Annotated in this window: 19 protein-coding genes and 1 riboswitch; of the genes, 9 read left to right on the top strand and 10 right to left on the bottom strand. The window is 44.5% G+C overall.

The genetic code is table 11. From position 1 onward, the window contains the following. Nucleotides 1–338: 338 nt before the first annotated feature. The 7 genes from ABIC84_RS22060 to ABIC84_RS22030 all read right to left on the bottom strand — a co-directional run bounded on the left by ABIC84_RS22060 (nucleotide 339) and on the right by ABIC84_RS22030 (nucleotide 9,615). On the bottom strand, nucleotides 339–2,495 hold the full coding sequence (locus ABIC84_RS22060; protein WP_429264958.1) for a c-type cytochrome domain-containing protein: 2,157 nt from the start codon (nucleotides 2,493–2,495) through the stop codon (nucleotides 339–341). A gap of 25 nt (nucleotides 2,496–2,520) precedes the next feature. Then, nucleotides 2,521–3,546 carry a hypothetical protein gene (locus ABIC84_RS22055; RefSeq protein ID WP_429264957.1) on the bottom strand — a complete coding sequence of 342 codons (1,026 nt, stop codon included), beginning with the start codon at nucleotides 3,544–3,546 and terminating at the stop codon, nucleotides 2,521–2,523. A 202-nt stretch (nucleotides 3,547–3,748) separates the two neighbouring features. Then, nucleotides 3,749–5,206, bottom strand: coding sequence for a DUF1501 domain-containing protein (locus ABIC84_RS22050; protein ID WP_091167486.1), 1,458 nt, complete (start codon nucleotides 5,204–5,206; stop codon nucleotides 3,749–3,751). 4 nt (nucleotides 5,207–5,210) lie between these two features. Continuing rightward, nucleotides 5,211–7,529, bottom strand: a complete 2,319-nt coding sequence (locus tag ABIC84_RS22045) for a PSD1 and planctomycete cytochrome C domain-containing protein (RefSeq protein WP_429264956.1) — start codon at nucleotides 7,527–7,529, stop codon at nucleotides 5,211–5,213. 234 nt (nucleotides 7,530–7,763) lie between these two features. Next, nucleotides 7,764–8,267 (bottom strand): hypothetical protein, encoded by a 504-nt coding sequence (locus ABIC84_RS22040; protein ID WP_429264955.1) that lies wholly within the window; start codon nucleotides 8,265–8,267, stop codon nucleotides 7,764–7,766. Between the two features lie 54 nt (nucleotides 8,268–8,321). Then, a complete protein-coding gene (locus ABIC84_RS22035; protein ID WP_426583905.1) occupies nucleotides 8,322–8,996 on the bottom strand; it encodes an energy transducer TonB in 675 nt (224 codons plus the stop codon). A gap of 196 nt (nucleotides 8,997–9,192) precedes the next feature. After that, entirely contained in the window at nucleotides 9,193–9,615 is a 423-nt protein-coding gene (locus ABIC84_RS22030; RefSeq protein WP_426583907.1) for a VOC family protein, read from the bottom strand. Nucleotides 9,616–9,791: 176 nt separating this feature from the next. Here ABIC84_RS22030 and bshA point away from each other — a divergent pair, with 176 nt between their 5' ends. The 3 genes from bshA to ABIC84_RS22015 all read left to right on the top strand — a co-directional run bounded on the left by bshA (nucleotide 9,792) and on the right by ABIC84_RS22015 (nucleotide 13,006). Further along, the gene (gene bshA, locus ABIC84_RS22025) at nucleotides 9,792–10,946 is read left to right on the top strand and encodes an N-acetyl-alpha-D-glucosaminyl L-malate synthase BshA (RefSeq protein WP_090530693.1); all 1,155 of its coding nucleotides are present in this window, start codon (nucleotides 9,792–9,794) and stop codon (nucleotides 10,944–10,946) included. 94 nt (nucleotides 10,947–11,040) lie between these two features. After that, nucleotides 11,041–11,232 carry a hypothetical protein gene (locus tag ABIC84_RS22020; RefSeq protein WP_090530691.1) on the top strand — a complete coding sequence of 64 codons (192 nt, stop codon included), beginning with the start codon at nucleotides 11,041–11,043 and terminating at the stop codon, nucleotides 11,230–11,232. 262 nt (nucleotides 11,233–11,494) lie between these two features. Continuing rightward, nucleotides 11,495–11,559, top strand: a riboswitch (Fluoride riboswitch). Nucleotides 11,560–11,617: 58 nt separating this feature from the next. Continuing rightward, nucleotides 11,618–13,006, top strand: a complete 1,389-nt coding sequence (locus ABIC84_RS22015) for a voltage-gated chloride channel family protein (protein ID WP_429264954.1) — start codon at nucleotides 11,618–11,620, stop codon at nucleotides 13,004–13,006. A 3-nt stretch (nucleotides 13,007–13,009) separates the two neighbouring features. Here the strand turns inward: ABIC84_RS22015 and ABIC84_RS22010 are convergent, their stop codons facing one another. Both ABIC84_RS22010 and ABIC84_RS22005 read right to left on the bottom strand, forming a co-directional pair. Further along, nucleotides 13,010–13,756 (bottom strand): class I SAM-dependent methyltransferase, encoded by a 747-nt coding sequence (locus ABIC84_RS22010; protein WP_429264953.1) that lies wholly within the window; start codon nucleotides 13,754–13,756, stop codon nucleotides 13,010–13,012. Nucleotides 13,757–13,891: 135 nt separating this feature from the next. Next, nucleotides 13,892–14,512: a polysaccharide deacetylase family protein gene (locus ABIC84_RS22005; protein WP_429264952.1), complete on the bottom strand. Its 621-nt coding sequence runs from the start codon at nucleotides 14,510–14,512 to the stop codon at nucleotides 13,892–13,894. 101 nt (nucleotides 14,513–14,613) lie between these two features. On the opposite strand from ABIC84_RS22005, the gene ABIC84_RS22000 reads away from it, so the two are divergent. After that, the gene (locus ABIC84_RS22000; RefSeq protein WP_429264951.1) at nucleotides 14,614–16,059 is read left to right on the top strand and encodes a TolC family protein; all 1,446 of its coding nucleotides are present in this window, start codon (nucleotides 14,614–14,616) and stop codon (nucleotides 16,057–16,059) included. Between the two features lie 36 nt (nucleotides 16,060–16,095). Next, nucleotides 16,096–17,433, top strand: coding sequence for an efflux RND transporter periplasmic adaptor subunit (locus ABIC84_RS21995; RefSeq protein WP_090530676.1), 1,338 nt, complete (start codon nucleotides 16,096–16,098; stop codon nucleotides 17,431–17,433). 281 nt (nucleotides 17,434–17,714) lie between these two features. On the opposite strand, the gene ABIC84_RS21990 is transcribed toward ABIC84_RS21995, so the two are convergent. Continuing rightward, a complete protein-coding gene (locus ABIC84_RS21990) occupies nucleotides 17,715–18,275 on the bottom strand; it encodes an RNA polymerase sigma-70 factor (RefSeq protein ID WP_429264950.1) in 561 nt (186 codons plus the stop codon). Nucleotides 18,276–18,516: 241 nt separating this feature from the next. Here ABIC84_RS21990 and ABIC84_RS21985 point away from each other — a divergent pair, with 241 nt between their 5' ends. The 4 genes from ABIC84_RS21985 to ABIC84_RS21970 all read left to right on the top strand — a co-directional run bounded on the left by ABIC84_RS21985 (nucleotide 18,517) and on the right by ABIC84_RS21970 (nucleotide 26,347). Then, entirely contained in the window at nucleotides 18,517–19,581 is a 1,065-nt protein-coding gene (locus ABIC84_RS21985) for a FecR family protein (protein ID WP_429264949.1), read from the top strand. Nucleotides 19,582–19,800: 219 nt separating this feature from the next. After that, on the top strand, nucleotides 19,801–23,301 hold the full coding sequence (locus ABIC84_RS21980) for a TonB-dependent receptor (protein ID WP_429264948.1): 3,501 nt from the start codon (nucleotides 19,801–19,803) through the stop codon (nucleotides 23,299–23,301). A 23-nt stretch (nucleotides 23,302–23,324) separates the two neighbouring features. Next, a complete protein-coding gene (locus ABIC84_RS21975) occupies nucleotides 23,325–25,106 on the top strand; it encodes a RagB/SusD family nutrient uptake outer membrane protein (protein ID WP_429264947.1) in 1,782 nt (593 codons plus the stop codon). A 113-nt stretch (nucleotides 25,107–25,219) separates the two neighbouring features. Then, a complete protein-coding gene (locus ABIC84_RS21970; protein WP_426583927.1) occupies nucleotides 25,220–26,347 on the top strand; it encodes an acyltransferase family protein in 1,128 nt (375 codons plus the stop codon). Nucleotides 26,348–26,550 lie beyond the last annotated feature (203 nt).

Here is a 26,550-nt window from a genome sequence, read left to right as displayed (position 1 = left end):
CCGGGCCGATGCTTCCGTTTTTTTTTAAGAAGCTGTTTAAGAATGAAGAATATTAATTGCCGTTGGTTTTAACCAACGGATTAAGAGCCGAAAACTCCTGGCTTTAGCCTAATTATGCAAGCGGATTTGGGCTGAAGCCCTCTTGTTGTGAATGCTTTATTCCGTTGGTTAAAACCAACGGCAATGAAGTTTTATCTACCTGTAAACGATATTTGTCAAAAATAAACAGTTTCTAAGATAAAGAGTTTAAGATAGTTTGCATGCTCCCGGGTTTCTTTTGTCGGGATGGTAGGTTAAAGAATAGCAGGAGAGCGCAGGATGTTATTAGTTGTTAAGCATCAATTCAAAAACACCTCATCCAAAAATACCCAGCCCGGTTTGCCTTTGGCCGGATGCCATGCCGGCACGCTTTTAAGCGGTTGGGCAACCAGTTTGATGCAGGATATCTTTTGTTCGGATTTTAACTTACATTCCAATGGGATCAAAGCAAACGGATCAGACTTTTTTGGTGCCCCTGTTTTAAGTGTGCTTAATAGCTTGAGATGGTTTTGATCGGTGCCTCCCCAAACCTCAACTCCGGCGGGTAAAAAGATCTGGGAACCTGTATTACGCATTACATTGAGACTAACCGAATGCAGATCAATCGGTTTATTAAACCACATGATCACCGCCAGATCCTTTTGCGATGCAACCCATTTTCCGTTGCCAAAATTGTCGCCGCCTAATTCTTTATCGATAATTGTTTTAGCGCCATCGCCTTTGTATTTGTCGTCAGGATATTTGACAAAGCTGATGCTATCAGGCGTATAGGCACATTTATAAACATTGAATTGCACGGTATCGCTGCCAATCCATCCCGCTTTAAACGCCCTTGTCCTGATCGCAGTACTTCGGGTAAGTATAATTCCCGGTTTGTAAGATGCAGCCTTGATACTATCAGGCACCGAACCATCAGTAGTGTACCGAATATCCGCACCTTTTATAGGGTTGCTAAGTAGTAAAGCATAACTCTGCTTAAATATAACTGCCGTATTTTTTAACTGCGGACTGGTGAGCTTAAGCGCCTTACCATCATCCTTAAAGCCGGTTAACAGGCTCAGTTTGGGGTTTTGTTTTTGAAGCGATTGCAGATCGGCCGGGTTCAGGCCGCTATTCCATACCGCCAGTTCATTGAGGCTTTTTATAGCGACGAGCTGTTTTACATCGGCTATATTAAGTTTAACACCCGTTAGTGAAATACTTTTGAGGTATTTTAAACCTGCTAATTCCTTTAAACCTTTGCCCGTAACATCGCTGAAGTTAAGGTTTAGCCTGCGAAGGTTTTCAAATTTGGCGATGGTTTTCAGGTCGGCGTCCTTTACGGGCATCTTGTTCAGATCGAGCGATACCACCTGTTTTTTTATAGAACTTAACTCCTCCAGCACTTTTACATTATAGGCGCTTTTATTGTAGATATTAACCGCTAACGCCGGCGACTCGCTGGCCAGTGGATAAATCACCCGGTAATTGTTGTTCAGCTTTTGAATTTCCTTTTCGTTAGCTGCCGAAAAGTCATAAACCTCTTCTTCGCTTTCTGCGGGTTTTAAGTGGGTGGCGGCTATCATCCGTAATGAATCGTTAGCTGGCAGGTCGATCACTTTTTTGCCGAAGCGCGCTTTACTTTTTATCCAAAGGTAAAGCAGCATTTTTTCATCATCAGTAAGCTGCGTTTTGCCGGTAGGCGGCATGTGTTTTTTCTCGTTTTCGGGCAGGTGCACGCGCTGCAGCAGCAAGCTCATAGCCGGGTCGCCGGCGATGAACAGTTTGCCGGTTTTTCCACCCTTCATGATTGCTGCCGAATCGGTAAGCATTAAGCCGCCTTTCTTTTTATCGATATTATGGCAGCTTTGGCATTTTACCTCAAATATAGGGCGGATCACATCGTTATAAACCAGCGCCTGATCTATCGGTACCACGTTTTTGCTCTTATCCATTACCGGCCCCAAAACAAAATCATTGCCATGGGTAAGGTTGCCGCCAAGGTGCCCGGCAACAATTAAACAGAAAACGGTTATTATAGCTCCGGCTTTAGCCAGCCTTACCGTATACTTTGAGGTGTGACGGATGAGATATACGCCATACCCGGAGAAGGCCACGCTTACCCCAAACCATTTATGCCATTGCAAGGTATCGCCTTCATAGCCCGGCTCCCTTGAAAGGAACAGGCCCATGATCACCGTTATAGAGGATAGCAGAGCGCCCAAAAGCAGCAGGTAACTTGTAAAAGTTTGATACAGTTTTTCGTTAATAAACTCGGGCCGGTAACGGAAAAACTCCATCACCATGGCCAGCATCAGTATCACGATGGGAAAATGCAGAATGAGCGGGTGCATGCGGCCAACAGGTTGCAGCCAGCGGGGCACAACCAGGCTATCGCCGGCTATAAGCAGCACTGCGATAAAAATATTAAGGGCAAATAATGTCCCTTCGGCAAAACCTTTGTGGCTGCTTTTCATATACGCCGGGCTGTATGTGTATTAATTAAACCCTTGTGAATTTATAAGGATATACCTTGCCCGATGCCCATTGAGCCACGTACAAATTTTCGTCGTTGTCCACGCAAACATCGTGCGGGTTCAGGAAAATCTTTTCGGCCTGTGCTATGGGTTGCAGTACGCCATCGGTATAAACCGGCTCGGTGCCTCCAAGGTTGGATACAACTTTGTTGTTCTTGTCTAATATGGTAGTGAAGCCGGTATTTTCCTTGCCCAGATCGGGCGAACGCAGTACAGCGGCATACAAATGATCGCCCTTAATTACCGGGCGGCAAACGCAGGCTCCCGGAAGTTTAATTACTTCCTGCAATTTTCCATCCATACTGAAGCGTTTAAAGCAGTTGCGGGTGCGGTCGGTAACCAATAATGTTGGCGTACTATAACGCCTGTCTATCACTATCCCGTGCGCGTTATCTAAATGTTCGTCGCCTTCGCCCTTACCGCCGAAGAAGCCTTTTAGCTTGCCATCCTTATCATAATGGGTAACGTATTGGGCCCCATAGCCATCGGCAATAAAAATGTCGCCATTGCTGTCAATAGTGGTTTCTGTAGGGACAAACTCTTCGGCTTTTTTGTAAACACCGGTTTCGAGCGGTACATCAATGGTCATTAAAATACGGCCATCTAATGTGGTTTTGTATACCTGGTGTTTTACGGTATCGGTTATGAAAAGTACCTCGGTGCCGTTTTCATTAAATAGGGTGAGGCCATGTGCGCCGGGGAAATCATGCCCCCAGGTACTTAGCAGCTTGCCCGATTTATTATAAATGAGCACATTATTTTTGGTTTCGTTGGTGAGCAGCAAAATGCGGCCTTTTGAATCCTGCACCATCTCATGGCAATCATTCACCGGGTTCTTCTGTGAATCGGCCTTGCTCCAGTTTTTATCCATGCGGTAGCGCATATTACCATGACCGTAAATTGGGCCGTCATCTTTCGCTAACATGTCTTTCGCTATAAAAAAGCCTGCTGATAAAACTGAAGTGTGCTTGATAAATTCTCTTCTTTCCATACCGTTGATTTTTATGATTGCGTTGATTTCGCTGATTATTTCTTTTGATTACACCGATTTTTTGAATTCTTGTTCATCCCGTCATTGCGAGGAACGAAGCAATCGCGAACTTTACAGGGCGGACTTGCATAGTGCCTCGGCCTCCGTGCGATTGCTTCGTACCTCGCAATGACATAGTTGAATGGGGAGGGTTTAGAGGGGGCTACGCTATTATCCCCTTCACCACATTCCCCGCTACATCCGTCAGTCTATATCTCCTGCCTTGGCTTTTATAAGTTAGTTTTTTATGGTCGATACCTAATTGATTTAAAATGGTGGCATGGAAATCATGCACGTGTACCGGATCTTTTACGATGTTGTAGCCAAACTCATCTGTTTCGCCGTAAACGATGCCCGGTTTAATACCGCCGCCAGCCATCCAGATGCTAAAACAGCGGGGATGATGGTCGCGACCGTAATTGGCTTTTTCCAGTTTACCCTGGCTGTAATTGGTTCGTCCGAATTCTCCGCCCCAGATTACCAGTGTTTCATCCAACAGGCCGCGTTGTTTCAAATCGGTAACCAGCGCTGCGGATGCCTGGTCGACATCTTTAGCCTGCCCCGCCATTTCTTGTGGCAGGTTGCTGTGCTGGTCCCAGCCCTGGTGATAGAGCTGCACAAAGCGGACACCATTTTCCGAGAGCTTGCGCGCAAGCAAACAGTTAGCCGCATAAGTGCCGGGAATAAGGCACTCCGGCCCGTACATCTTCACAATATCGTCCGACTCCTTGCTTACGTCCATAATTTCGGGTACGGCTGTTTGCATGCGGTAAGCCATTTCATATTGCTGTACCTTGGTATTTATTTCCGGGTCGCCGAACTCTTTGTAGTTCATGTCATTGAGCTCGGCCAGTTTATCCAGCATTTTACGGCGCTCGTGACGGTTCAGTCCTTCAGGATCATTCAGGTACAGGATTGGGTCTTCGCCACTGCTGAACTGTACGCCCTGGTGAATGGAATCTAAGAAGCCATTACTCCACAATTTGGAGTAAACACCCTGCCCGTTTCCCTTGCCTTTAGATAACAATACGGTGAAAGCCGGCAGGTTTTTGTTTTCGCTGCCGAGGCCGTAGCTTACCCACGAGCCCATGCTTGGGCGGTTACCCTGCTGTGCCCCTGTCTGGAAAAAAGTTAGCGCTGGGTCATGGTTGATGGCATCGGTATTAAGCGATTTAATAATGCAGATGTCATCGGCAATTTTGCCTATGTGCGGAAACATATCGCTGATCCAGGCGCGCGACTCGCCATATTGCTTAAAATCATAAAATGAACCTACCAGCGGGAACGAAGCCTGTTTAGCCGTCATGCCGGTAAGGATCTGGTTGCCGCGTACCGATGCCGGCAGCTCCTGCCCCATCATTTCGCGCAGCTTGGGCTTGTAATCAAATGACTCCAGTTGCGAGGGTGCCCCATCCTGGAACAGGTAGATTACCCGCTTGGCCTTTGGCGCAAAGTTGGGGATGCCGGGGATAAAATCAGCCTCGGCTTCATCTCCCTTGCCACTAAACAGATCAGGAATGAGCAATGAACCCAATGCCACGCTGCCAATGCCCAGACTGAGCCTGGAAAGAAACCTGCGCCGGTTGATGTTAAGCCTGTTTTCTAAAAAATCTTTTTCCATGTGCTCAGGTTTTTGTTATGGCTTCTTCCAGATTATACATGGTATCAACCACTTTCATCATAGCTGCGAGGGTTATTTTATCCAGATTGGCCGGTACCGGGTATTCGCCTACAGTGAGCAGTTTTTCGGCATCCGCCTTTTTCATGCTTTTTAATTCATCGGCATAGTATGAGGTTAAAATGGCCAGTTCTTTTTCTTGTGGATGGCGGCACAGGATCAGCCGGAAAGCTTTGGTGATCTTTTCTGTCGATGTGCTTTTATCCTGCAAAAGTTTCGCTGCTAAAACCCGCGCACTCTCTAATACTGTAGGATCGTTAAGCATAACCAAAGCCTGCAAAGGAGTATTGGTACGCAGGCGTTTTACTTCGCACTGGTCGCGGTTGCTGGCATCAAAAATACCTAAGGATGCTGGCGGAACGGTACGTTTAATTAAGGTATACATTCCCCTGCGGTACAGGTTAGGGCCATGTACCTGTTTATAATTTGCCAAAATCCCCCTGCCCGATGTGGCGTTTTCCCAAAGGCCCGGCGGCTGGTAAGGGTTAACACTCGGGCCGCCGATGGTTGGATTAAGGAGTCCGCTGCTGGCCAGCACCAAATCGCGCACAAACTCGGCAGGTAAACGGCCCCTTGGACCCCGGGCTAATAAAGTATTATCCGGATCTTCCTTCAGTTTTTCGGGTGTGGCTGCTGCCGATTGCCTGTAAGTGGCCGACATTACCATCTGCTTTACCAGCCGTTTAATATTCCAGCCGTGGTCGCGGAAATCGACAGCCAACCAGTCCAGCAGTTCCGGGTGCGACGGTAGATCACCCTGCATTCCGAAATCGCCGGAGCTTTTTACGATGCCCTTGCCAAAAAACTCCTGCCACATCTGGTTTACAAACACGCGGGCGGTAAGCGGGTTGTTTTTGTTAAACAGCCATTCGGCTAAGCCCAGGCGGTTTTTAGGATAGTTATTAGTAAACGGTAATATGGATTTAGGTGTGCCGGCCTGTACCTCATCGCCATGGGCATCGTAGTTGCCTCGTTTGAGGATGTATGTCGGCCGCACCTTGTCACTATCCGTCATGATGGATACGATGAGCTTATCGGTATCGCGCTTGTTCACAAAAGTCAGGATCTTTTTAACATCGTCGTTACTGATCTGCATCATCGGATTTTTGGCGTAGGTTTCGGGCCCACCAACGGTTGATTGCAAGCCCACTTCCTTCACATTGTTAAAAAAGGCATAAACCTGGTAGTACTCTTTTTGCGAAAAAGGATCGTATTTATGGTCATGGCAATGGGCACATTCCAATGTAACGCCCAACATGGCTTTGCCGAAGGTATTGGTTCGGTCGGTTACATAACTAACCCGGTATTCCTCATCAATTACACCGCCTTCTTCAGTTATTTTGTGATTGCGGTTAAAGCCGGTTGCTAATAGTTGTTCTTTGGTGGCATTAGGCAGTTGGTCGCCGGCTAACTGCCAGGTAATGAATTTATCATAAGGCAGGTTTTCGTTATAGGCATGGATCACCCAGTCGCGCCATGGCCATTGGGTGCGGTAATTATCATCCTGATAACCGTGCGAGTCGGCATAGCGGGCAACATCCAGCCAGTGCAACGCCATTTTTTCGCCGTATTGCGGAGTTGCCATCAGCTTGTCCACCATTTTTTCGTAAGCATTGGCGCTTTTATCGGCTAAAAACTCATCCATTAAAGCAAGGGATGGCGGCAGACCGGTCAAATCGAGTGAAATGCGTTTCAGCAGGCGTTCTTTATCCGCTTCGGGATTAGGCTCCAGGCTGGCCTGCTCCATTTTTTGCAGTACGAAATTATCGATAGCATTTTTAGGCCATGCCGTGTTTTTTACCTGCGGAACCGGGTAATTTCGCGGAGCGACAAAAGCCCAGTGCTTTTCATATTTGGCGCCCTGTTTTATCCACTTGTGAATGAGTTCGACTTCATAGGGCGATAACCTCTTTAAATTGGATGACGCCGGCGGCATCTGCTCGGTGGTGTCTTTGGTAGAGATTCGGCGATAAACCTCCGATTGCATGGGATCTCCGGGGACAAGCGCGTGCGATGATGGGTTATCTTTTAATGCCTTGTAGGCGCTCTCCGGAAGATCGAGCCTAAGGTCGGCTTCGCGATGGGACGCATCGGGGCCGTGGCATTTATAGCACTTGTCTGAAAGTATTGGGCGGATATTAAAGTTGTAGCTGATGGTATCGGGCACCTGTTCTTCGGCTATCCCGCCTGATGAATGGCAGGAATAAAGCGTGTACAGCATGCAGATGGCTATTGTAAGCCACACATAATACAACTTCCGGTACATGGGTTTAAAATTGGTTAAACAGAAATTAAAGTTATATAATTTATAGCACAATTTGCAAATACATATTTATGTACTCAAATTGATTTAACGAGGGCAATATAGCATGAAAAATGATATGTTCATACATTTTGTACAAATGTTTTAACATACAAGCAGAGGAGGACATTTTTAAAGAATAAAAGTGGAATAGCCGATGAGCCAAAAATTGAATCGACGGGATAATATTTGTTTTTTTTAATGTAAACGAGCAATGTTCTGATTGCTCATCTTTTCCAACTTTTTAATATCCCGGTAAACGATATACAAAGGGATGATCCCAAAAATACCGAAGCAGCAGTCAATGAACCGCCAATAAACGGGGATACCGCGGATTGGGCCGGCAATAAAGGCCAGCGGGAACACCATTACACAGGCAATCATGCCAAACTCAATTATCCAAATGTTTTTAACCGGATCTTTCAGCGGACCAACAAATGCCATAGCAATAACCAGGTGACCGAAAGCCAGCCAGTCGGTACCATAAGCCAGGTAAGGATAGTTTTGATTGGTTGTTTTTACAGCGAGATAAACATTGGTTAGCCAGTTCTGCATAAATCCTGGAAATACAGAGGCATGATTAGCAAGCCAGGCAAGTTCAGTTTCGATAGGGAAGGCGGTTACACCACTTAGTACCAGACCGATGATAAATACAATGACCCAGGTTTTTATTTTTTTGCGAAGTTCAGGTTCGGTTTTCATAACAAGAGCAAGGTAGGGAATTTGATTGTAGATTGTATATTCCCCTTTAGGGGGTTAGGGGGCGCAATACTTCTTTATAAAATTATCGGCTTTATCGCTGCCTATGTTGCGGATAAAATTCCAGTCATGGCAGGCACCTTCTTTGTCGCCTTGTTTAAATTTTTCGCCGGCCTGGCTTAGTACATCATTAATAAAATCATCATCGTAGCCAAGTTGTTTTTTGAGGTTAATAATGATAGCCTCTTTGGTGGTATCGGCCTTGCCTTTGTATTTATTGCTGTAGTAATTGGTCACTGCGTTTTCCAGTTCCTGCTGAGCTTTATAGCTGGCAATGGCGCTTTGCATGTCGCGGATGCTGGTAGGCCCGCAACGTGCGGGATCAGGGTCAAAACGGATGGGTTGAACGATATTGGTTTTAAGATTATACCCCGCCGGAACCACCCACTGGCCCGATGTAAGTTTAATAACCCTCAAAGCTTCATCGTCAAGGTCGATACCGGGGCCATCCTGTACTTTAGCATCATGTACCATACCATCTTTATCAACCATAAACGAAACATTGATGGTTCCCGAAATACAATTTTGCCGCGAATATTCAGGATAAATGATCTTTGTCTTCAGAAAATCATTAAACGCCTGCTGTCCGCCTTTAAACGCAGGCTGCTGGGCAAGCAATGTACTCGCTGTAAAAATGATCAACGCGATATGGAGACAAAGTGCTTTAAGCATAGTATAAATATCGACAATAAATTGTGGATTATGTTTAGATAGCCTTAGAAAGAATTATGGTTGAATAACTAAACGGATAGTCATATTTGTTTCAGTATCCCATTTGCAAGGCGGCTTACCAATCGACTTGCTGTCATTTCTTACCACCTGTTTTATCTGTACAACTAAACCGAAATCGAAGATCCGAATTCCCAAATCAAAGCACCTGGTTAAACTCCAGCCGCTCGCCATCCGGCCCGGTGATGTTGAAATATTTGCAGCCATTTTTCCAGAATTGTAAAAACACGGGCTCTGGTTCAAGCACGTTAAAGCCGCCCTCTTTAATAGTTTTAAAGGCGAGGTTGATATCATCAACATCAAAGGCTATATGATCAATGTGCCCGTTTGATCTTGAACGGATCCCGGCCAGCGAAGCTTCAGGCAATTGGTAAAGCTCCATGATCATATTGCCGCGCTGCATCATAACGCAGGTGCCGGTACCGCTGTTATCGGTAAAAGGGGCTTGCATTACATTGTTAAAGCCCAGTCTGGCGTAAAATTGTTGTGATGCTTCAATATTGGTTACCGGCACGCCGATATGTTGTATTCCGTTTATTGCTAAATTTATATGATTGCTCATGCTGATAATCAGTTGTTTATTATCGATCTAATGTATGTTTAAACACTCGGTAACAGATATGGTTGGCAACGCCGGCAAAATAAATATGCAGTAATTATCATCCATCCATCATTTTACACAAGCTTAACACATTTGATGTAAATTGCAGTTAAACTTGCACCAATTAAAACATATTAATGAAGATCGGAATTGTTTGTTACCCAACCTTTGGCGGAAGCGGGGTTGTTGCCACTGAACTTGGTAAAGCCCTTGCAGACCGTGGTCACCAGGTTCATTTTGTGACCTATAACCAGCCGGCGCGGTTGGATCTCTTTTCCGAAAACCTGTTTTATCACGAAGTTTCGGTTTCCAACTATCCGCTGTTCGATTTTCCGCCCTACGAGCTGGCCCTGGCAAGCAGGCTGGTTGATGTGGTACGTCATGAGCAATTGGATGTATTGCATGTGCACTATGCTATACCCCATGCTTCGGCCGCGTTTATGGCCAAGCAAATATTAATGACCTATGGTATTTATATCCCTGTGGTAACTACACTGCACGGTACAGATATTACGTTGGTTGGTAAAGACCGCACCTTTAAACCGGTTGTTACTTTTTCCATCAACCAAAGTGATGGTGTAACAGCCGTATCGCAAAACCTTAAAGAGGACACCTATAAGTTTTTTGATATTAAGAAGGATATCCTCGTGATCCCTAACTTTATTGACCTTAGCAGGTTTAGCCTTAAACCTAAAGATCATTTTAAGAAAGCGATTGCACCTTCGGGCGAAAAGATCCTGGTACATACCTCCAACTTCCGTAAGGTGAAACGTACCGAAGATGTAGTGAAGATTTTTGCTAAAGTGATCAAAAAGATCCCGTCGAAACTGCTGATGGTTGGCGACGGCCCCGAACGTTCCATGTGCGAACAGCTTTGCCGCGATTTGGGCGTTACCGATAATGTACGCTTTTTAGGTAAACAGGATGCTGTTGAAGAAATCCTTTCTGTATCCGATTTGTTCCTGATGCCATCGCAATCAGAAAGTTTTGGTTTAGCAGCGCTTGAAGCTATGGCTTGTAAAGTGCCGGTGATCAGCAGTAATGCCGGTGGTTTGCCCGAATTAAATATTGATGGCGTAACAGGCTTTTTGAAAGAGCCAGGAGATGTAGAAGGTATGGCAGAAAAAGCAATATTTATTTTGGAGGATGAAGAACGTTTAGCTAAATTTAAAGAAAATGCACTGGCACACGCCAAAGAGTTTGAATTATCTACCATTTTGCCCAAATATGAAAACTTTTACCTTGAGGTAATTGAGCAAAATAAAGCTAAGCTGTTTAACCAACAGTTGTAATAAACCTGATACAATTCAAAAAATATTCTTTAAAAGTTAAATTTTATCGGTTTCGTTAATTAATTTAGTTTTTCACTCCTAAAAGTTAAAACTTATGGCAAAGCACACACTAAAAAGCGGACAACTCCTTAAGTACATCGGAAAGAAATGGAAAAACCTGCACATTGGTCATCCATTAAAATTTATGGGGTACGATGAGAATAGTTTCGCCGACATCTGGGTGGAATACCAGGGTAAATTAATGCTTCTGGCACTTAAGGATGTGGAAACACTAAGCGTTGCTTAAGTAGATAACTTGAGCCGGTCTGTTCAAAAGACAAGGGAAAATAGCCTTACTCATGCATACGTGCTAAGTAAGGCTATTTTATTTTGTAGATTTTAGATCCCCTCTCGAGAGGGGGCGCGATGGGAGGGAGCATTAGCAGGGGTGTGTTTGTACGATTGCCTTACTAAAGCAGAAACACACCCCTACACCCCTCTCAAGAGGGGAATCGCACATCCCGAGCTTTTAAAACTTTTGTTTTAGAACAAAAGAAACCTATATTAGCGTCACAAAAGGAAATGGTGTCTTCCTACTTAACCGCCCTAAAAAGCTGATGGCGCCTACAGATAATTAACTCACAGGCTTTTATCCTGTGCTAATTTTTTGTGGGTACATAAATATCAGCAATATGCAAAATCAAAACCAACTTTTTTCTTCGCAACATTTCGCAATTCTTAAAAACGCCCTCCGGTGGACGGTCATTATCATCCCCATAGCTGTTGTTATTGGCAGCGCGGTTGCTTTATTCTTGTGGTTGTTGAGTTGGGCTATCCATTTTAGGTTTGCACATAACTGGCTGTTGTTTTTGCTGCCATTGGCAGGTATCGCGATATTTTTCATTTATAAATTTTTTGGTGGTCCGGCCGAAAAGGGGAATAATTTAATTATTGATGAAATCCACAACCCCGGTGGCGGGGTCCCTAAGCGTATGGCCCCACTGGTGCTGATTACCACCATTATCACTCATTTGTTTGGCGGCTCGGCCGGACGCGAGGGAACGGCGGTACAAATGGGCGGCAGCTTAGCCCAAATGATAGGCAAATGGCTTAAGCTGAATGAAGCTGATACCCAAACAGTGCTTACCGCGGGCATAGCGGCGGGTTTCGGTGCGGTATTTGGTACGCCGTTAACAGGTGCTGTTTTTGCAATGGAGGTGCTGACGATAGGCCGGGTGCAATATAATGCGCTGCTGCCCTGCCTTATTGCGGGCGTTGCCGGCGATATTACGGTGGCCGCGTGGGGTGTTCATCATACGCCTTATCATATTGATATTATTCCCGTTATCCCGCATTGGTTTTCAGGCTATGTTTCAACCGACCTGTTAATGATCTTCAAAACTATAGTAGCTTCTATCGCTTTCGGGCTGGTCAGTTACCTTTTTGCCAAAATGGTACATGGCATCAAAAGTTTTTTTACACAATACATCAAAACGCCCTGGTTGATCCCGTTTATTGGCGGGCTGATCATTATCGCGCTTACTTTTGTTAATGGCAAACCCGATTACCTAAGTTTAGGGGTAGATGCCGAACATGCTGGTGCTGTTACAATCCCTTCAGCTTTTCATGCCGGCGGTGCCGATACCTGGAGCTGGCTGTGGAAAACCATTTACACTACCGTAACCTTAGGTACAGGTTTTAAAGGCGGAGAGGTAACACCGCTGTTTTATATTGGCGCTACTTTGGGTAACACTTTATCCGGTTTACTTGATGCGCCGGTTAGCCTTTTTGCCGCTTTAGGTTTTATAGCGGTTTTTGCAGGCGCAACTAATACCCCGCTGGCCTGTACTTTTATGGGTATAGAGCTTTTTGGTGGCGAACACGCCCTGTTGTTTGCCGTGGCCTGTTTCACAGCCTATCTTTTCAGCGGGCATACGGGTATATATGGCTCCCAAAGAATTGGAGTTACTAAGTTAACCGGTGGACCGGCCGATGACAAAACGCTTTCGGAAGCAATGAAAAGGCGCGGATATTTATATCATAAGCTGGCAAAATATAGTTTCCTTAAAGCGAAGGAATAAGCATTATTTAGTGGCGGTAACCACAATGTAAGGAGATAATAGCTTTGATTCTACCGGGATGATTTTGGTAAAAACCTTGCCTGCTACCCACACCAGTTTGGTGATGGCTTTAGCTATGGCAGGCTTGTTAGCCTTATCTTCCAGCCAAACCGAAAATTTGCCGTAATAATATGCCTCAACATTTTTTAAGCCCAATTCCTTGCAATAGCTGGCCAATAATGGAGGGTTCATACTATTGATGTTGTGTTTTTCGTAGTTATTAAGGTCGTAGTTGCGTTGTACCCATCCGTTAACACCGGTAAAGTTAGGCAGGGTAATAAACAGCGTGCCTCCCGGTTTAAGGAAAGAGAGGTGTTTTTCAATAATGCCTTTGGTATCATTAAAATGCTCTATCAATCCGCATGAAAGTACCAGGTCATATTCGGTTTCGGGTTGGTATTTGAACAGGTCGCCTTCAATAACTACAATATCCTGATCATTAAGCTGATTGGCATCCAGTACTTCCTTTAAAACTTTTGGGTGCACATAAAAATCGAACAGCGTAGTTTTTAACCCGAAATACTTCTTTAAAAAAATGGCAAAATAACCCGGAAAACCTCCAAGCTCAATAGCCGACGCAGGTTTATTCGTATCGATAGTCTTTTTTAGCAGCTTATGAAAAGTATAATTAGCTGGCACATTAAAAGCCAGGTCTTTTTTTGATTCCCAGTAACCGGCCCAAAATGCCTTGTCGGTGAGTTCGTTGCTCATGGGTGCAAAGGTATAAAAAGTAGGCAGTTTCCGGTCGGCGGTTTTCAGTTGGCAGTTTTCATTGTGCAGTAAGCAGTATTTAATAAATGGGAATGTTTAACAACTTACAGTCGCCAACAGAGTACTGCCAGCTGCTTACTGTAAACCCTTAAAACTATACCCTTCCTTACTCCAAACCTCCAAAGCCCGCGGCAGTACATATTCCAATCGATCAAAAGCTTTGATGCTGTCATGAAATACTACCATCGATCCTGCTTCGGTATATTTAAGCACTCCTTTTAGGCAATCTTCAGGTTTAAGGGCCGCATCAAAATCGCCGCTGAGCACATCCCACATAAAAATATTCAACTCAGGCTTTATGGTTCTCAGCGCGCGGATCTGCGCCCTTTTTATCCGCCCATACGGGGGACGAAACAATGGCGTATCCAGCAATTTATCGGCCTGTAAAAAATTATCAAGATAGGTTTGGGTATCGGTTTCCCACCCTTTAAGGTGATTGAAAGTATGATTGCCTATGGCATGGCCGCCGGCTTTTACCTGTTCAAAAATATCGGGGTGCTTGCGTACATTGTCGCCAATGCAAAAAAAGGTGGCTTTGGCATTGTATTGTTTTAAAATATTTAATACAGCCGGTGTAACAATTGGTATAGGGCCGTCGTCAAAAGTGAGATAAATGCAACGGTCAGTTGATTTTATATCCCAGGTAAGTTGGGGATAAAGCTTTTTTAGCAGCCAGGGAGTTTTAACCAGGTACATACAGATGAGGTAGTTTGTGTTTTATCCCTATTAACAACATTTAACAAAAATAAACACTGCAATGTAATGAACAGTTGCTTACCATTGTATAGAAAAACCTTATGAAACTAAAATTATTACTATCAGTTAAAGCAACGCTCATTTGCACAATTATAATTTCGGTATGCAGCTTTAATGCCGACGCGCAGGAAGTAATAGGCTTGCAAAAGGCAGTAGACCTGGCCCTTGAACGTAATCTTACTATTAAACAAGCCGAGTTCACAGCTGCCATCACCAACGAAGACCTTAAGCAATCGAAATATAATCAGTTGCCTAATTTAGCTGTGAGCCCACAGGGATCATTCAACTTTGGTCGTAATATCGACCCTTCAACCAACCAGTTCAGCAACCAGCGCATCCTGGCGGTTAATGGTAACTTTACCTCGCAGGTAACACTGTTTCAGGGCGGGCAATTGCGCAATACAGTAATTCAGAACAAGATTTTGCTTGATGCCGATAAAACTAATGTTGCCAAAGTAAAAAACGACCTGATATTGAACGTGGTTACTACCTACCTGCTGGTGCTAACCAACCAGGATCTGGTAAAGGCTGCGCAACAGCAAATTGATGTATCTAAAATAGCTTTAGACCGCGCCCAGAAAAGCTTTGATGTGGGTAATCAAACCCTTGCCGATCTGTCGCAGGCCAAAGCACAGCTCTCAACCAACGATCTGAATTACACCAATGCCGAAAATCAGTTGGAGCAATCGCTCCTGACCCTAAAGCAATATATGGAGATGGATCCCGGCACTGATATTAGAGTTGAAAGGCCCGACATCAGTAAGTTAAACAATGTGAAAACTGTATATGATGCCCAGGAAGTTGTAAAAACCGCTCTTGCAGTAAACCCAGATGTGTTATTGGCCGAGCAACGTCAAAAAGCTGCGGCGCAGGGTGTTAAAATAGCAAGAGGCAACTACTATCCGTCGGTAGTATTATTTGGTGCTGCCGGTTCATACTTTTCTGATGCCAAGAACACGCCTTTTGGCGCTACACCAACCGGTAAATTTGATACCGTTGGCTTTGTTCAAAACTCGCAGCAGGCGGTTGTGGTGCCTAATTACAAAGTAGGCTTCAAGAGCAACCCCTTTTTCAGGCAACTGGGTGACAACTTTAACCAGTCGGTAGGGGTAAGCTTGCAGATTCCGATATTCAACAGGTTCCTTTCGCGCACTGCGGTACGGAAAGCGAAACTGCAAAACCAAAATGCCGAAGTAACTGCGCAACTGGCGCGTAATAACCTGAGCAAAATCATTTACCAGGCAGTATGGGATTTACAGGCCGCCGATAAGCGTTATGCATCGGCGACACAGACCTACAATGCCAATAAAGATGCGTTTAATATTATACAGCAACGCTATACAGTAGGTTTGGTTAACTCGCTTGATTATAATACATCGCTGACCAATCTCAACAAATCGCAGTTTGATATGATTGAGGCGCAATACCAGGTGATTTTCAGAAGCAAAGTCATTGACTATTATTTAGGCAACCCTATAACACTTTAATAAAATCTTAACCGTAAAATATCCAAATTCACCGTCATGGGAAAAACTACTAAATATATTCTGATAGGTCTTGGCGCACTGATTGTCCTGCTGATCATTGCTAAGGTTACGGGCCTGATAGGCAAGCCCGCGCTAACCCAGGTAGCTACCGAAAAGGCCGAAACACGCGAAATAAATGAAACCGTATCGGCCAGCGGAAAGATCAAACCACATGTTGAGGTTAAGATAAGCCCTGAAGTATCGGGCGAGGTGGTTGAGCTGCCAATAAAAGAGGGGGATGTGGTTAAAAAAGGTCAATTGCTTTGTAAGATCAGGCCGGACATTTTAAAGTCAGGTTATGACCGGGCTATCGCGTCATATAATACCCAAAAAGCAAGCGTAGGTAATTCAAGCCAGATGCTTAAACAAGCCGAAGCTACTTATGCTAACCAAGCCGGTATTTACAAGCGCAGTAAAGAGCTTTATGATAAAAAAGTGTTAACGGTTTCGGAATTTGAAAATGCCAAAGCTGCTTATGAAGGCGCTAAAGCATCGCTTGAAGCTGCCAAACAAAATGTGGTAGGCTCGCAATATGGCCTGGCACAATCACAGGCATCAGTTAAGGAAGCACAGGATAACCTCGCGAAAACAACTATCTATTCGCCGGTTGATGGTGTGGTTTCAAAACTATCTGTTGAAAAAGGTGAGCGTGTTTTGGGTACCCAGCAATTTGCCGGTACCGAGATCATGACTATATCTGATCTGAGCAAAATGGACGTGAATGTTGACGTGAATGAAAACGACATCAACCGTATCTCCCTTGGCGATTCATCAAAAATTGAAGTAGACGCGTTTTTAGGCAAGAAATTTACCGGTGTGGTAACTGAAATAGGCAGCTCGGCAAACGTGGTAGGTACATCTGCCGACCAGGTAACAAACTTTACTGTAAAGGTGAGGATCAATGCCGATTCATATGCCGCCCTGTTAAAGAAAACAGCCGATAATCCATCACCTTTCCGTCCGGGGTTAACAGCCACCGTTGATATCAGCACCAATTCGGCCAAAGCGCTGTCGGTACCAATCCAATCGGTAACCACCCGCGAGGAAAAGAAAGAAAATAACGGCCCGCCTAAAGCTGATGAGGATAAGAGTAAACCACAAATCAGCCCGGTAGCCAAAGAATATGTATTTGTACTAAACGCGGGTAAGCTTAAACAGGTACAGGTAACTACGGGTATCCAGAACGATAGTTATATCCAGATCTTATCCGGCCTTAAAGGTGGCGAAGAAGTTGTATCAGCTCCGTATTCGGCTATTTCAAAAACGCTTAGCGATGGGCAAGCGGTTCAGAAAGTAGATAAGTCAAAATTATTTAACGCCGATAATACTAAATAATTGATAAGCAGATGTGCTGGTTTCAGATGCGCAGATGAATTAGATTTTCAGACGCCCGGTTTCGCCGGGCTTTTTTGTGAACGGAATTTCCGATGATTAAACCCATCGTTAAAAATGGGCGCGAGTTTAAGATGAACGGCGGTCCTAGCCCTGCCGTCCACGCTTCGACAGGCTCAGGCTTGATAGGCCTCTTTTTGTTATTTTACCTTCACTGTTCGCCGGTTTTCGACACCTGGGATGACCAACCTTTCGACAACTATATATAGTAACTTACCGGCAATTTAAAAAAGCATATAACTCACATGCTTCAACACCTGGCGTAATTTTTCAAGGGCGATGCTCATCTGGCGCTCTACTGTTTTAGGTGAGATATTAAGCTGTACGGCAATTTCGCGATATTTCATATCGCTGAAACGGCTCAGCACAAAAATCTCGCGGCATTTTTCGGGAAGGGTAGCTATGGCTGCTTCTATCTGTAGGGCGAGTTCTTTTTCCTCCAGTCCGTTTTCGAGCGTATTGCGCAACTCATCAAACAGGTTGTTTTTTTCGAGGTAATTAACGTAAAGGTTTTCTATCTTCTGGCGTTTGAGGTAGTTGAGGCTTCGGTTTTGCACCATTTTAAAAAGATAGGAACTTACTGATGAGCAAAAATTGACCTCATGCCCGCGCTCCCACAGGTGGGTGAATACATCGGCAGTAATTTCTTCGGCAACGGTTAAATTGTTTACAAAACGATTGGAGAACAAAGTTAAGCGGGTATAGTATAGCCTGAACAGGGTTTCAAACGTTTTCGCATCACCCTGTGTAAATGAGGTTATAGGTAGTTTGTTTTCCTGGATCATTAATCCCGCCTTTAATTAATCCGAATACTTTTTAAAAAACTTTAACAAGTTACAGAGTTTTTCATTCCGTATCAAATTTAATATGGAAATAATGAAAAGCTAAGCACAAACATTCTGTAAAAAAACAGTTATGCGTAACATGCGGGGTGCATTTCTCCGGGTAGCCGAATAAAATTGAAAAATATTTCAACAGGCTTTGAGGGTATCGGTTTTTTCGATTGTCTTAACGATAATATTACAAATGGATAACGAAGAAGTAAAACTGCTGTTGGTAAAATACATAACCGGTGAAGCTACCCCACAGGAGATGGAGCAGGTTAAACAGTGGATAAGTGCGCACCCCGAGAACGAACAGTATTTTGCACAACTGTACGAAACCTGGCACAATATGCTTTACCTGCAACCCGCGGTTGTAAATAAAGACAATGCTTATAACAAGCTTTCGGCCGATATCGAGCCAAAGCAGCCGTCGCGCTATGCAAGGCTGATCAGTTGGGGCAAAGTGGCAGCGGCTGTTGCTTTACTGGCAGCGGTTACGGCTACCTTATATAACAGGTATTCAAAAAATGCAGAAAGTGTAAGGCAAATAGCCGCTAACCCCGGCGCCATTAAAAAAATTGTTTTGAGCGATGGCACGCAGGTTTGGCTTAATGCAGACAGCAAGCTTAATTATACGGCCGATTTTGGTAAAACAACCCGTACCGTTTACCTGGAAGGCGAAGCGTTTTTTGATATCGCCCCCGGTAAAAAAGAGGTCCCTTTTATTGTAAATACGAAAAACTATACCATAAGGGACATCGGTACAAAGTTTAATCTTAAGGCCTATGCTTCCGACCCGTTTTTTGAAACCACAGTAGTAAAAGGCGAGGTATCGGTTGAGGGTAATGTAGATAACAATGCGCATGAAATGAGCCGCATTTATGTAAAGCCGCGGCAGGTGCTCCGCATTTATTACCATCCCAAAAAAGAAAACTATAGCTATACCACACCAGATCCAAAAAGCCTGAACGAGATCCAGGTATCGGAGATTGATTCGGCCAAGCTTGACCGTTATGACGGTTGGAAGGAAAACCTGCTGGTATTTGACGGCGCAACCCTTAGCGAGATAGCTAAAGTGCTTGAACGAAGATATAACGTCACTATTAACATGACCGATGCCGAATTGAGCAGCATCCGTTATTCGGGCAGTTTCAAAAACATTCCCAGCATTGAAAAGGTGCTGGCTATTATAAAGGCCAATACCGCCATCAATTATTCGGTGAATGGCAATGCAGTAAACATTACACGAAACAACAATAATGATTAACCACTAAAAAAACAAAAGGAACCCTATGATCAAAAACTAACATTCTCTTTTACATAAAAACCCGGATGTGCTACCAACACGTCCGGGCCTAAAGCAATCAAAGCTAATACCCTACGCTTGGGGAAGCATCGTATTAACTGATTAACAAACAAATTTATGATTAATTTTTACAGAAAGTCCATTCTGGCCGCCGGCCCGTGGCAAAAAACGATCAAAATTATGAAGCTGGTAACCGTTCTGCTCTTAACGGGCATTATGCAAATACACGCTGCCGCTTATTCACAAAACGTTTACAACTTTAATGTAAGCAATATTTCTGTTAAGCAAATGTTTAAGCAAATTGAAAAAAACAGCAAATACACTGTTTTTTACAGGCTTGACCAGGTTGATGTTGACAAGAAAATAAACGTGGACGTGCAGGACGCGCCTATTGAAACCGTGATGCAGAAGGTACTGCAAAAACAGCCTTTAACCTTCCAGGTGGTTGATGATATCATCATTATAAAACCTGCCGATGCAAAGCCTATTGTCACGGTAACTGTAATCGGTGTTGTTAAAGATGTGAGCGGTCAACCCTTACCGGGTGTTAGCGTAAAGCTCAGGGGCAGTAATTTAGGCACAGTTACCGACATCAACGGTAAATACACCCTCACCCTGCCCGATGGTAACGGCACGCTTGAATTTGGTTTTTTAGGCTTTACCACGCAGGTTATTCCGGTAAACGGACAAACAACCATCAACGTAACTTTGCTTGAAGAGTCAAAAGCGCTGAACGAGGTGGTTGTGGTTGGTTATACCACGCAGAAAAAGAAAGACCTTACCGGCGCCGTTGCGGTAGTTAACGTTAAAGACCTCAACAAACAGGCATCGTCATCAGTAAACTCGCAATTGCAAGGCCAGGCATCGGGCGTTACCGTTACCGGGTCAGGACAACCCGGCGAAGAGCCGCAGGTACACATCAGGGGTTTTAATACTTTCGGAAATAATACTCCCTTATACGTAGTAGACGGTGTGGAAACATATGATGTAAGCACGCTGAACCCTAATGATGTGGAAACCTTCCAGGTGTTAAAAGACGCGAGTTCGGCATCAATATATGGTGCAAGGGCGGCAAACGGCGTCATCATCATCACTACCAAAAGGGGTAAAGGCAAAGTAAATATTCAATATGATGCCTACTACGGTACACAAAGGCCAAAAGGCGGCAACGTTTGGAATACCATTACGCCGCAACAAATGGCCGATCTGAAACTTACAGCTAAGAAAAATTCGGGCGATAACAGCATTAAAGATGCCTTGTACAATCCAACCGGTACAGGCTCGGCTTTTACACTGCCTGATTACATTACCCCGGCAGGTGCTAAAGAAGGTGACCCATCTGTCGATCCATCAAAATACTATGTAAATCCTTTTTATACATCAGCGACAGACCTTGGCAATTTTTACAGGATAACAAGGGCCAACAAAGCCGGTACCGACTGGTATCATGAGTTGTTTAAATCGGCCCCCATGAATAGCCACAATATATCATTGAGCGGCAGTACCGATAACGCCAGCTATTTGTTCTCGTTAAACTATTTTAACCAGCAAGGTACCCTGATTGATACTTATCTTAAAAGATATACCCTGCGTTCAAATACCACCTACAATGTAACTAAACACATCAGGGTAGGCGAAAACCTGGGTTATTCTATAACCAGGCAGCCGCAGGTAAATGATGGAACATCACATTCGCAGGTTAGCACCAATGACCCGGATGGCGTTATTGCACATGCTTTGCGCGAGCAACCTATTATTCCGGTTTATGATATTAAAGGCAACTACGCAGGCAGCTATGGTACCGGCCTTGGCGACGCCAACAACCCTGTTGCCATACAGGAGCGTACGAAGAACAACCAGTCAACAAGCTATCGTTTGCTTGGTAACGTATTTGCCGAAGCCGACATTATTCCCGGCCTTACCGTACGCACAAGCTTTGGCGGCGACATTATCAACAGCAACAACCATTCGTTTTCGTTCCCTACGTATGAAAACGTTGAAAACTCGTCAACAAATACTTACAGCGAAGGCTCGGACAACAGCTATACCTACAACTGGACCAACACCCTTAGCTATCAAAAAGTATTTGGCAAACACAATGTTAACATAGTGGTAGGTACCGAGGCCGTTGAGGATCACGACCGTTATGTGGGCGGCAGCATCCAGGGATTTTACACTTTTGATCCTGATTATGTAAACCTGTCTACCGGTACCACCAATAAAAACACTTACAGCGGCAAATCTAACAACTCGTTATTTTCGGAGTTTGCCCGTTTGGATTATACCTATAACGATCGCTACCTGTTTAACGCCACTATCCGTCGTGATGGCTCATCAAAATTCCCTGTTGATCAACGCTATGGTTATTTCCCTGCATTCAGCGCTGGCTGGCGTATCTCGCAGGAAAACTTCATGAAAAATATTACCTGGCTTACCGACCTGAAGCTAAGAGGCGGCTGGGGTATTATGGGTAACCAGATCAATATGGGCAGTAAAGACGCTTATGTTACGTTCAGCAATGATATTGGCCAGTCGTATTATCCTATTGACGGCTCTCTTAACCTAACCCCTGGTTTTTACCAGGATCAAACAGCCAACCCTCACGCGCTTTGGGAAAAAGATATTAACTCCAACTTTGGTTTTGATGCAACCTTATTTGGCGGCAAAATAGCCGTAACTGCCGATTACTACCGCAAAGACATTAAGGACCTGTTGTTTAACGCTACCCAGTTAGGTACCGCGGGCAACGGTGCTTTCCCGGCGCAAAACGTTGGTAAAATGAAAACCGATGGTCTTGACATTTCTGTTACCGGCAACTTCAGGGCCAGCAGCGATCTGAGCTTTAATGCTACCGGTACTTTAACCACTTATAATAATAAAGTATTAAAAGTATCTGATGACAGGGATTACTTCCCCGGCTCAGCAACAAGCAGGTTTGATAACCCAATTACCCGCAGCCAGGTAGGTCATTCTTTAGGCGAGTTTTATGGCTACCAGATCGTGGGCTTCTGGAATTCGCAGGCCGAAATTGACGCAGCCGACAAAGGTGTACAAACCCGCACCGGCGATCCGAATGCTTACTATCAATCAGATGTAAAGGTTGGCCGTTTCAGGTATAAAGACGTAAACGGTGATGGTGTCATTACCGATGCCGACCGTACTTTTATCGGTAATCCAAACCCGAAAGTTACTGCCGGCTTAAACCTGGGTGTAAACTATAAAAACTTTGATGCCAGCGTTTTCCTTTACGGCTCATTCGGCAATAAACTATGGAACAGCGTTAAATACTGGCGGGATTTCTATGCTTCATTCGGTACAGCAAAAAGCTATACCGCGCTTAACGATTCATGGACACCAACTCATCAAAATGCAAAGGCACCTATCCAGGAACTTGACGCATCAACCAGCAGCGGCGCTACACCAAACTCATACTTTGTTGAAAACGGCACTTACCTGCGCATGCGTAACGCGCAGGTTGGCTACACCTTTAACATTGCAGGGCTTAAAAAGGCGGGGATCCAAAAATTAAGGATCTATGTATCGGCAACCAACCTGTTTACCTTAACAGGTTACAGCGGTGTTGATCCTGAACTAAGCGGCAACACCAAAGATTTTGGTATTGACGAGGGTAGCTACGCGAGCCCGCGCACCTTCATATTCGGAGTTAATTTTTCATTATAACAGCAATATTTAAACGGATTACAATGAAAGCTAAAAAACTTATTTCCATAGCGCTTTTAAGCACACTATCGCTTGGCGCCTGTAAAAAATCATATCTCGATAAGCCTATCAACGGCGCCCTCGAGCCTCAATTTCTCGAAACAGAATCAGGAGCTAATGAACTGCTTGTAGGTGCTTATGCAGTGTTGGATGGCCAGCAGGGCGGCGATGCCGCAGTGGGCGGCGGCGGAGCATGGGAAGCATCACCGGATAACTGGGTATATGGCGGTGTAGTAGGCGGTGATGCGTCAAAAGGCAGTATTGCCGGCGATCAGCAACCGATAGAACCGATGATGAAATACAACGCCGATGCCAGCAATGGCTTTTTTGACAGCAAATGGCGGGCCGATTACGAGGGGGTATCACGCACAAACAACACTATCAAAATAACCAATAAGGTTACTTCCATATCAGCCTCAAACAAAACCAATATACTGGCACAGGCCCGTTTCTTAAGAGCGCATTATTACTTCGACCTGAAAAAGATGTTCAATAATGTGCCCTATCTTGATGAAACAACAACCGACATTAATCAACCTAACAACACAGATATTTGGCCAAAGATTGAAGCGGATTTCAAATACGCTTACGACAATCTGCCTAATACCCAAACCGAAGTTGGCCGCGCCAATAAATGGGCTGCCGGTGCATACTTAGGTAAAACATACCTGTACGAGCATAAATATGCTGAAGCAAAGGTTGTATTTGATGCGGTTATTGCGCAGGGTGTAACTTCCGATGGTAAAAAGTATGCACTTAACGCTAAATTCAACGACAATTTCAGAACGGCTACCAACAATAGCGCCGAATCTGTTTTTGCTGTTCAGGCTGCTGCCAATACTGACCCTAACGGCCCTTCACAAGCCAATAACGGCGATATGCTTAATTTTCCGTATGGCAATAGCAGTCCGTTTAGCTGCTGCGGTTTTTACCAGCCATCAATTGATCTGGTTAATCATTTCCGCACCAATTCGGCTACCGGTTTACCATATCTTGACGATTATAACAGTCACGCTATAAAAACAGATATGGGCCTGGCATCGGCCGACGATTATACCCCGGATGCCGGCACAATTGACCCGCGCCTTGACTGGACCGCCGGTCGCCGCGGAATCCCTTATCTTGACTGGGGCTTACATCCGGGAGCCGACTGGATCCGAGATCAGCAGTACGGTGGCCCTTATTCGCCTATCAAAAACGTTTACGGCCAGGCCGAGCAGGATGTAAACGGCGATAATACCTCATGGGCGCCAGGCTCAGGCATCAATTATAACATTATTCGTTACGCCGATGTACTGTTAATGGCCGCTGAGGTTGAAGCACAGGTTGGTAGCCTTGATAAAGCCGAAAGCTATGTAAACATGGTGCGTAACCGCGCAGCTAATCCCGAAGGTTTTGTACATAAATACAAAGATAATGATGATCCTACGGCAGGTTTCACCACCCAGGCAGCAGCTAACTATAAAGTGAGCCCTTATCCCGGCGGTGCTTTTGCCAGCAAAGATTTTGCGCTTAAAGCCATTTATTTTGAGCGTAAAATTGAGCTTGCCATGGAAGGGCACCGCTTTTTTGACCTGGTACGCTGGGGCATTGCCGATACCGAGCTTAATACTTACATAGCATATCAAAGCACGTTGACCAATGATGTAAAAGGAGGTAAATTCATTAAAGGTAAAAGCGAATATTTCCCCATACCGCTGGTAGAGATTGACTTAAGCGCCAAAGGTGGTACACCGCAATTGAAACAAAATCCGGGCTATCATTAATAATGCCTCTTCAATAAACTTACCGGGATTGCACAATTCCCGGTAAGTTTATTATCTTGCCTTAACACCCCTGCCTTTTGTAAAGCTGATTATATACATTTTTAAACTCATTTATGGACAAATCATCATCGCGGTTTTTATCGCTGGATGTATTTCGTGGCATGACGTTATGCTTCATGATCATTGTAAATACGCCGGGCAGCGGAGCGGCCCCTTTTTCACCACTTGAACATGCCGCATGGCATGGCTTCACCCCAACCGATCTTGTGTTCCCTTCCTTTTTGTTTGCCGTAGGCAATGCCATGAGCTTTTCAATGAAACGCTACCAGGAAATGGGCAACGCGGCTGTGCTTAGCAAAATTTTCAGGCGTACGCTGCTTATATTTTTAATAGGGTACCTCATGTACTGGTTCCCATTCTTTTCAACCAGTGGCGGCTTTCATTTAAAACCTATTACACATACCCGCATCATGGGTGTTTTGCAACGCATTGCCCTGTGTTATTGCTTTGCCTCACTTATGATCCATTTCCTGTCCAAACAAACAGTCTTTATTTTATCCGGTTTGTTTTTAGTGATCTACTGGATCATCCTGCTGGTGTACGGTAACCCGGCTGATCCGCTGAGCATGACCGGCAATGCGGGCATTTATCTTGATAAATTTTTATTTGGTCCGGATCATTTATATCATGGCGAAGGTATTCCCTTCGATCCGGAAGGTGTGTTGAGCACTTTACCGGCCATTGTAAATGTAGTGGTTGGTTACTATGCCGGCAAATTCATTCAGCAAAAAGGGAAGGGATATGATACTACTACCAAACTGTTGTTAACAGGCTGCCTGTTTATCTTCTTGGCCTTATGCTGGAACATGGTTTTCCCGATCAATAAAAAACTGTGGACAAGCTCTTTTGTGCTGGTAACCACCGGGTTGGATTTAGTGATCCTCTCAGCCTTGATATATGCTTTGGAGATCAATAATTGGAACAAAGGTAATTGGGCGCGCTTTTTCACCACCATGGGCAAAAACCCGTTACCAATCTATGTACTTTCCGAAATACTGCTGATCCCGGTAAGCATGATCATAATAAGCGGCACCAACGCTGTTGAATGGATCAACACCTCCTTTTACCAGGCTATAGCTCCGGGACCTATCGGGTCATTGCTGTTTGCCATCAGCTTTATGATGATATGCTGGCTGGTGGCCTATATCCTTGATAAACGGAATATTTATATCAGGGTGTGATTGGAATTTTGGATTTCGAATGTTCGATTTCGGATTTTTTGGGTTTCATCAATTGATTTTTGATTTCACCGATTTTGTCTGAACAGGAATTTTAAGGAATTAAATAATTACAGAACGCTCTGCAAATTCAAAAAAGAATCTAATAATTCTTTTAAAATTCGAGTTCAGACAATATCCTGTCCTAAAAATCATGGTTCAGAAAA

This window comes from Mucilaginibacter sp. 3215 (genome assembly GCF_050433785.1).
Lineage (GTDB): Bacteria > Bacteroidota > Bacteroidia > Sphingobacteriales > Sphingobacteriaceae > Mucilaginibacter.
The sequence above is the reverse complement of the archived record's forward strand: the minus strand, read 5'-3'. Positions and strand labels throughout refer to the sequence as shown.

Bases quoted from the DNA above. Each gene is read 5' to 3' on its own strand.
- ABIC84_RS22060 (WP_429264958.1), bottom strand. From the start codon at position 2,495: ATGAAAAGCAGCCACAAAGGTTTTGCCGAAGGGACATTATTTGCCCTT.
- ABIC84_RS22055 (WP_429264957.1), bottom strand. From the start codon at position 3,546: ATGGAAAGAAGAGAATTTATCAAGCACACTTCAGTTTTATCAGCAGGC.
- ABIC84_RS22050 (WP_091167486.1), bottom strand. From the start codon at position 5,206: ATGGAAAAAGATTTTTTAGAAAACAGGCTTAACATCAACCGGCGCAGG.
- ABIC84_RS22045 (WP_429264956.1), bottom strand. From the start codon at position 7,529: ATGTACCGGAAGTTGTATTATGTGTGGCTTACAATAGCCATCTGCATG.
- ABIC84_RS22040 (WP_429264955.1), bottom strand. From the start codon at position 8,267: ATGAAAACCGAACCTGAACTTCGCAAAAAAATAAAAACCTGGGTCATT.
- ABIC84_RS22035 (WP_426583905.1), bottom strand. From the start codon at position 8,996: ATGCTTAAAGCACTTTGTCTCCATATCGCGTTGATCATTTTTACAGCG.
- ABIC84_RS22030 (WP_426583907.1), bottom strand. From the start codon at position 9,615: ATGAGCAATCATATAAATTTAGCAATAAACGGAATACAACATATCGGC.
- bshA (WP_090530693.1), top strand. From the start codon at position 9,792: ATGAAGATCGGAATTGTTTGTTACCCAACCTTTGGCGGAAGCGGGGTT.
- ABIC84_RS22020 (WP_090530691.1), top strand. From the start codon at position 11,041: ATGGCAAAGCACACACTAAAAAGCGGACAACTCCTTAAGTACATCGGA.
- ABIC84_RS22015 (WP_429264954.1), top strand. From the start codon at position 11,618: ATGCAAAATCAAAACCAACTTTTTTCTTCGCAACATTTCGCAATTCTT.
- ABIC84_RS22010 (WP_429264953.1), bottom strand. From the start codon at position 13,756: ATGAGCAACGAACTCACCGACAAGGCATTTTGGGCCGGTTACTGGGAA.
- ABIC84_RS22005 (WP_429264952.1), bottom strand. From the start codon at position 14,512: ATGTACCTGGTTAAAACTCCCTGGCTGCTAAAAAAGCTTTATCCCCAA.
- ABIC84_RS22000 (WP_429264951.1), top strand. From the start codon at position 14,614: ATGAAACTAAAATTATTACTATCAGTTAAAGCAACGCTCATTTGCACA.
- ABIC84_RS21995 (WP_090530676.1), top strand. From the start codon at position 16,096: ATGGGAAAAACTACTAAATATATTCTGATAGGTCTTGGCGCACTGATT.
- ABIC84_RS21990 (WP_429264950.1), bottom strand. From the start codon at position 18,275: ATGATCCAGGAAAACAAACTACCTATAACCTCATTTACACAGGGTGAT.
- ABIC84_RS21985 (WP_429264949.1), top strand. From the start codon at position 18,517: ATGGATAACGAAGAAGTAAAACTGCTGTTGGTAAAATACATAACCGGT.
- ABIC84_RS21980 (WP_429264948.1), top strand. From the start codon at position 19,801: ATGAAGCTGGTAACCGTTCTGCTCTTAACGGGCATTATGCAAATACAC.
- ABIC84_RS21975 (WP_429264947.1), top strand. From the start codon at position 23,325: ATGAAAGCTAAAAAACTTATTTCCATAGCGCTTTTAAGCACACTATCG.
- ABIC84_RS21970 (WP_426583927.1), top strand. From the start codon at position 25,220: ATGGACAAATCATCATCGCGGTTTTTATCGCTGGATGTATTTCGTGGC.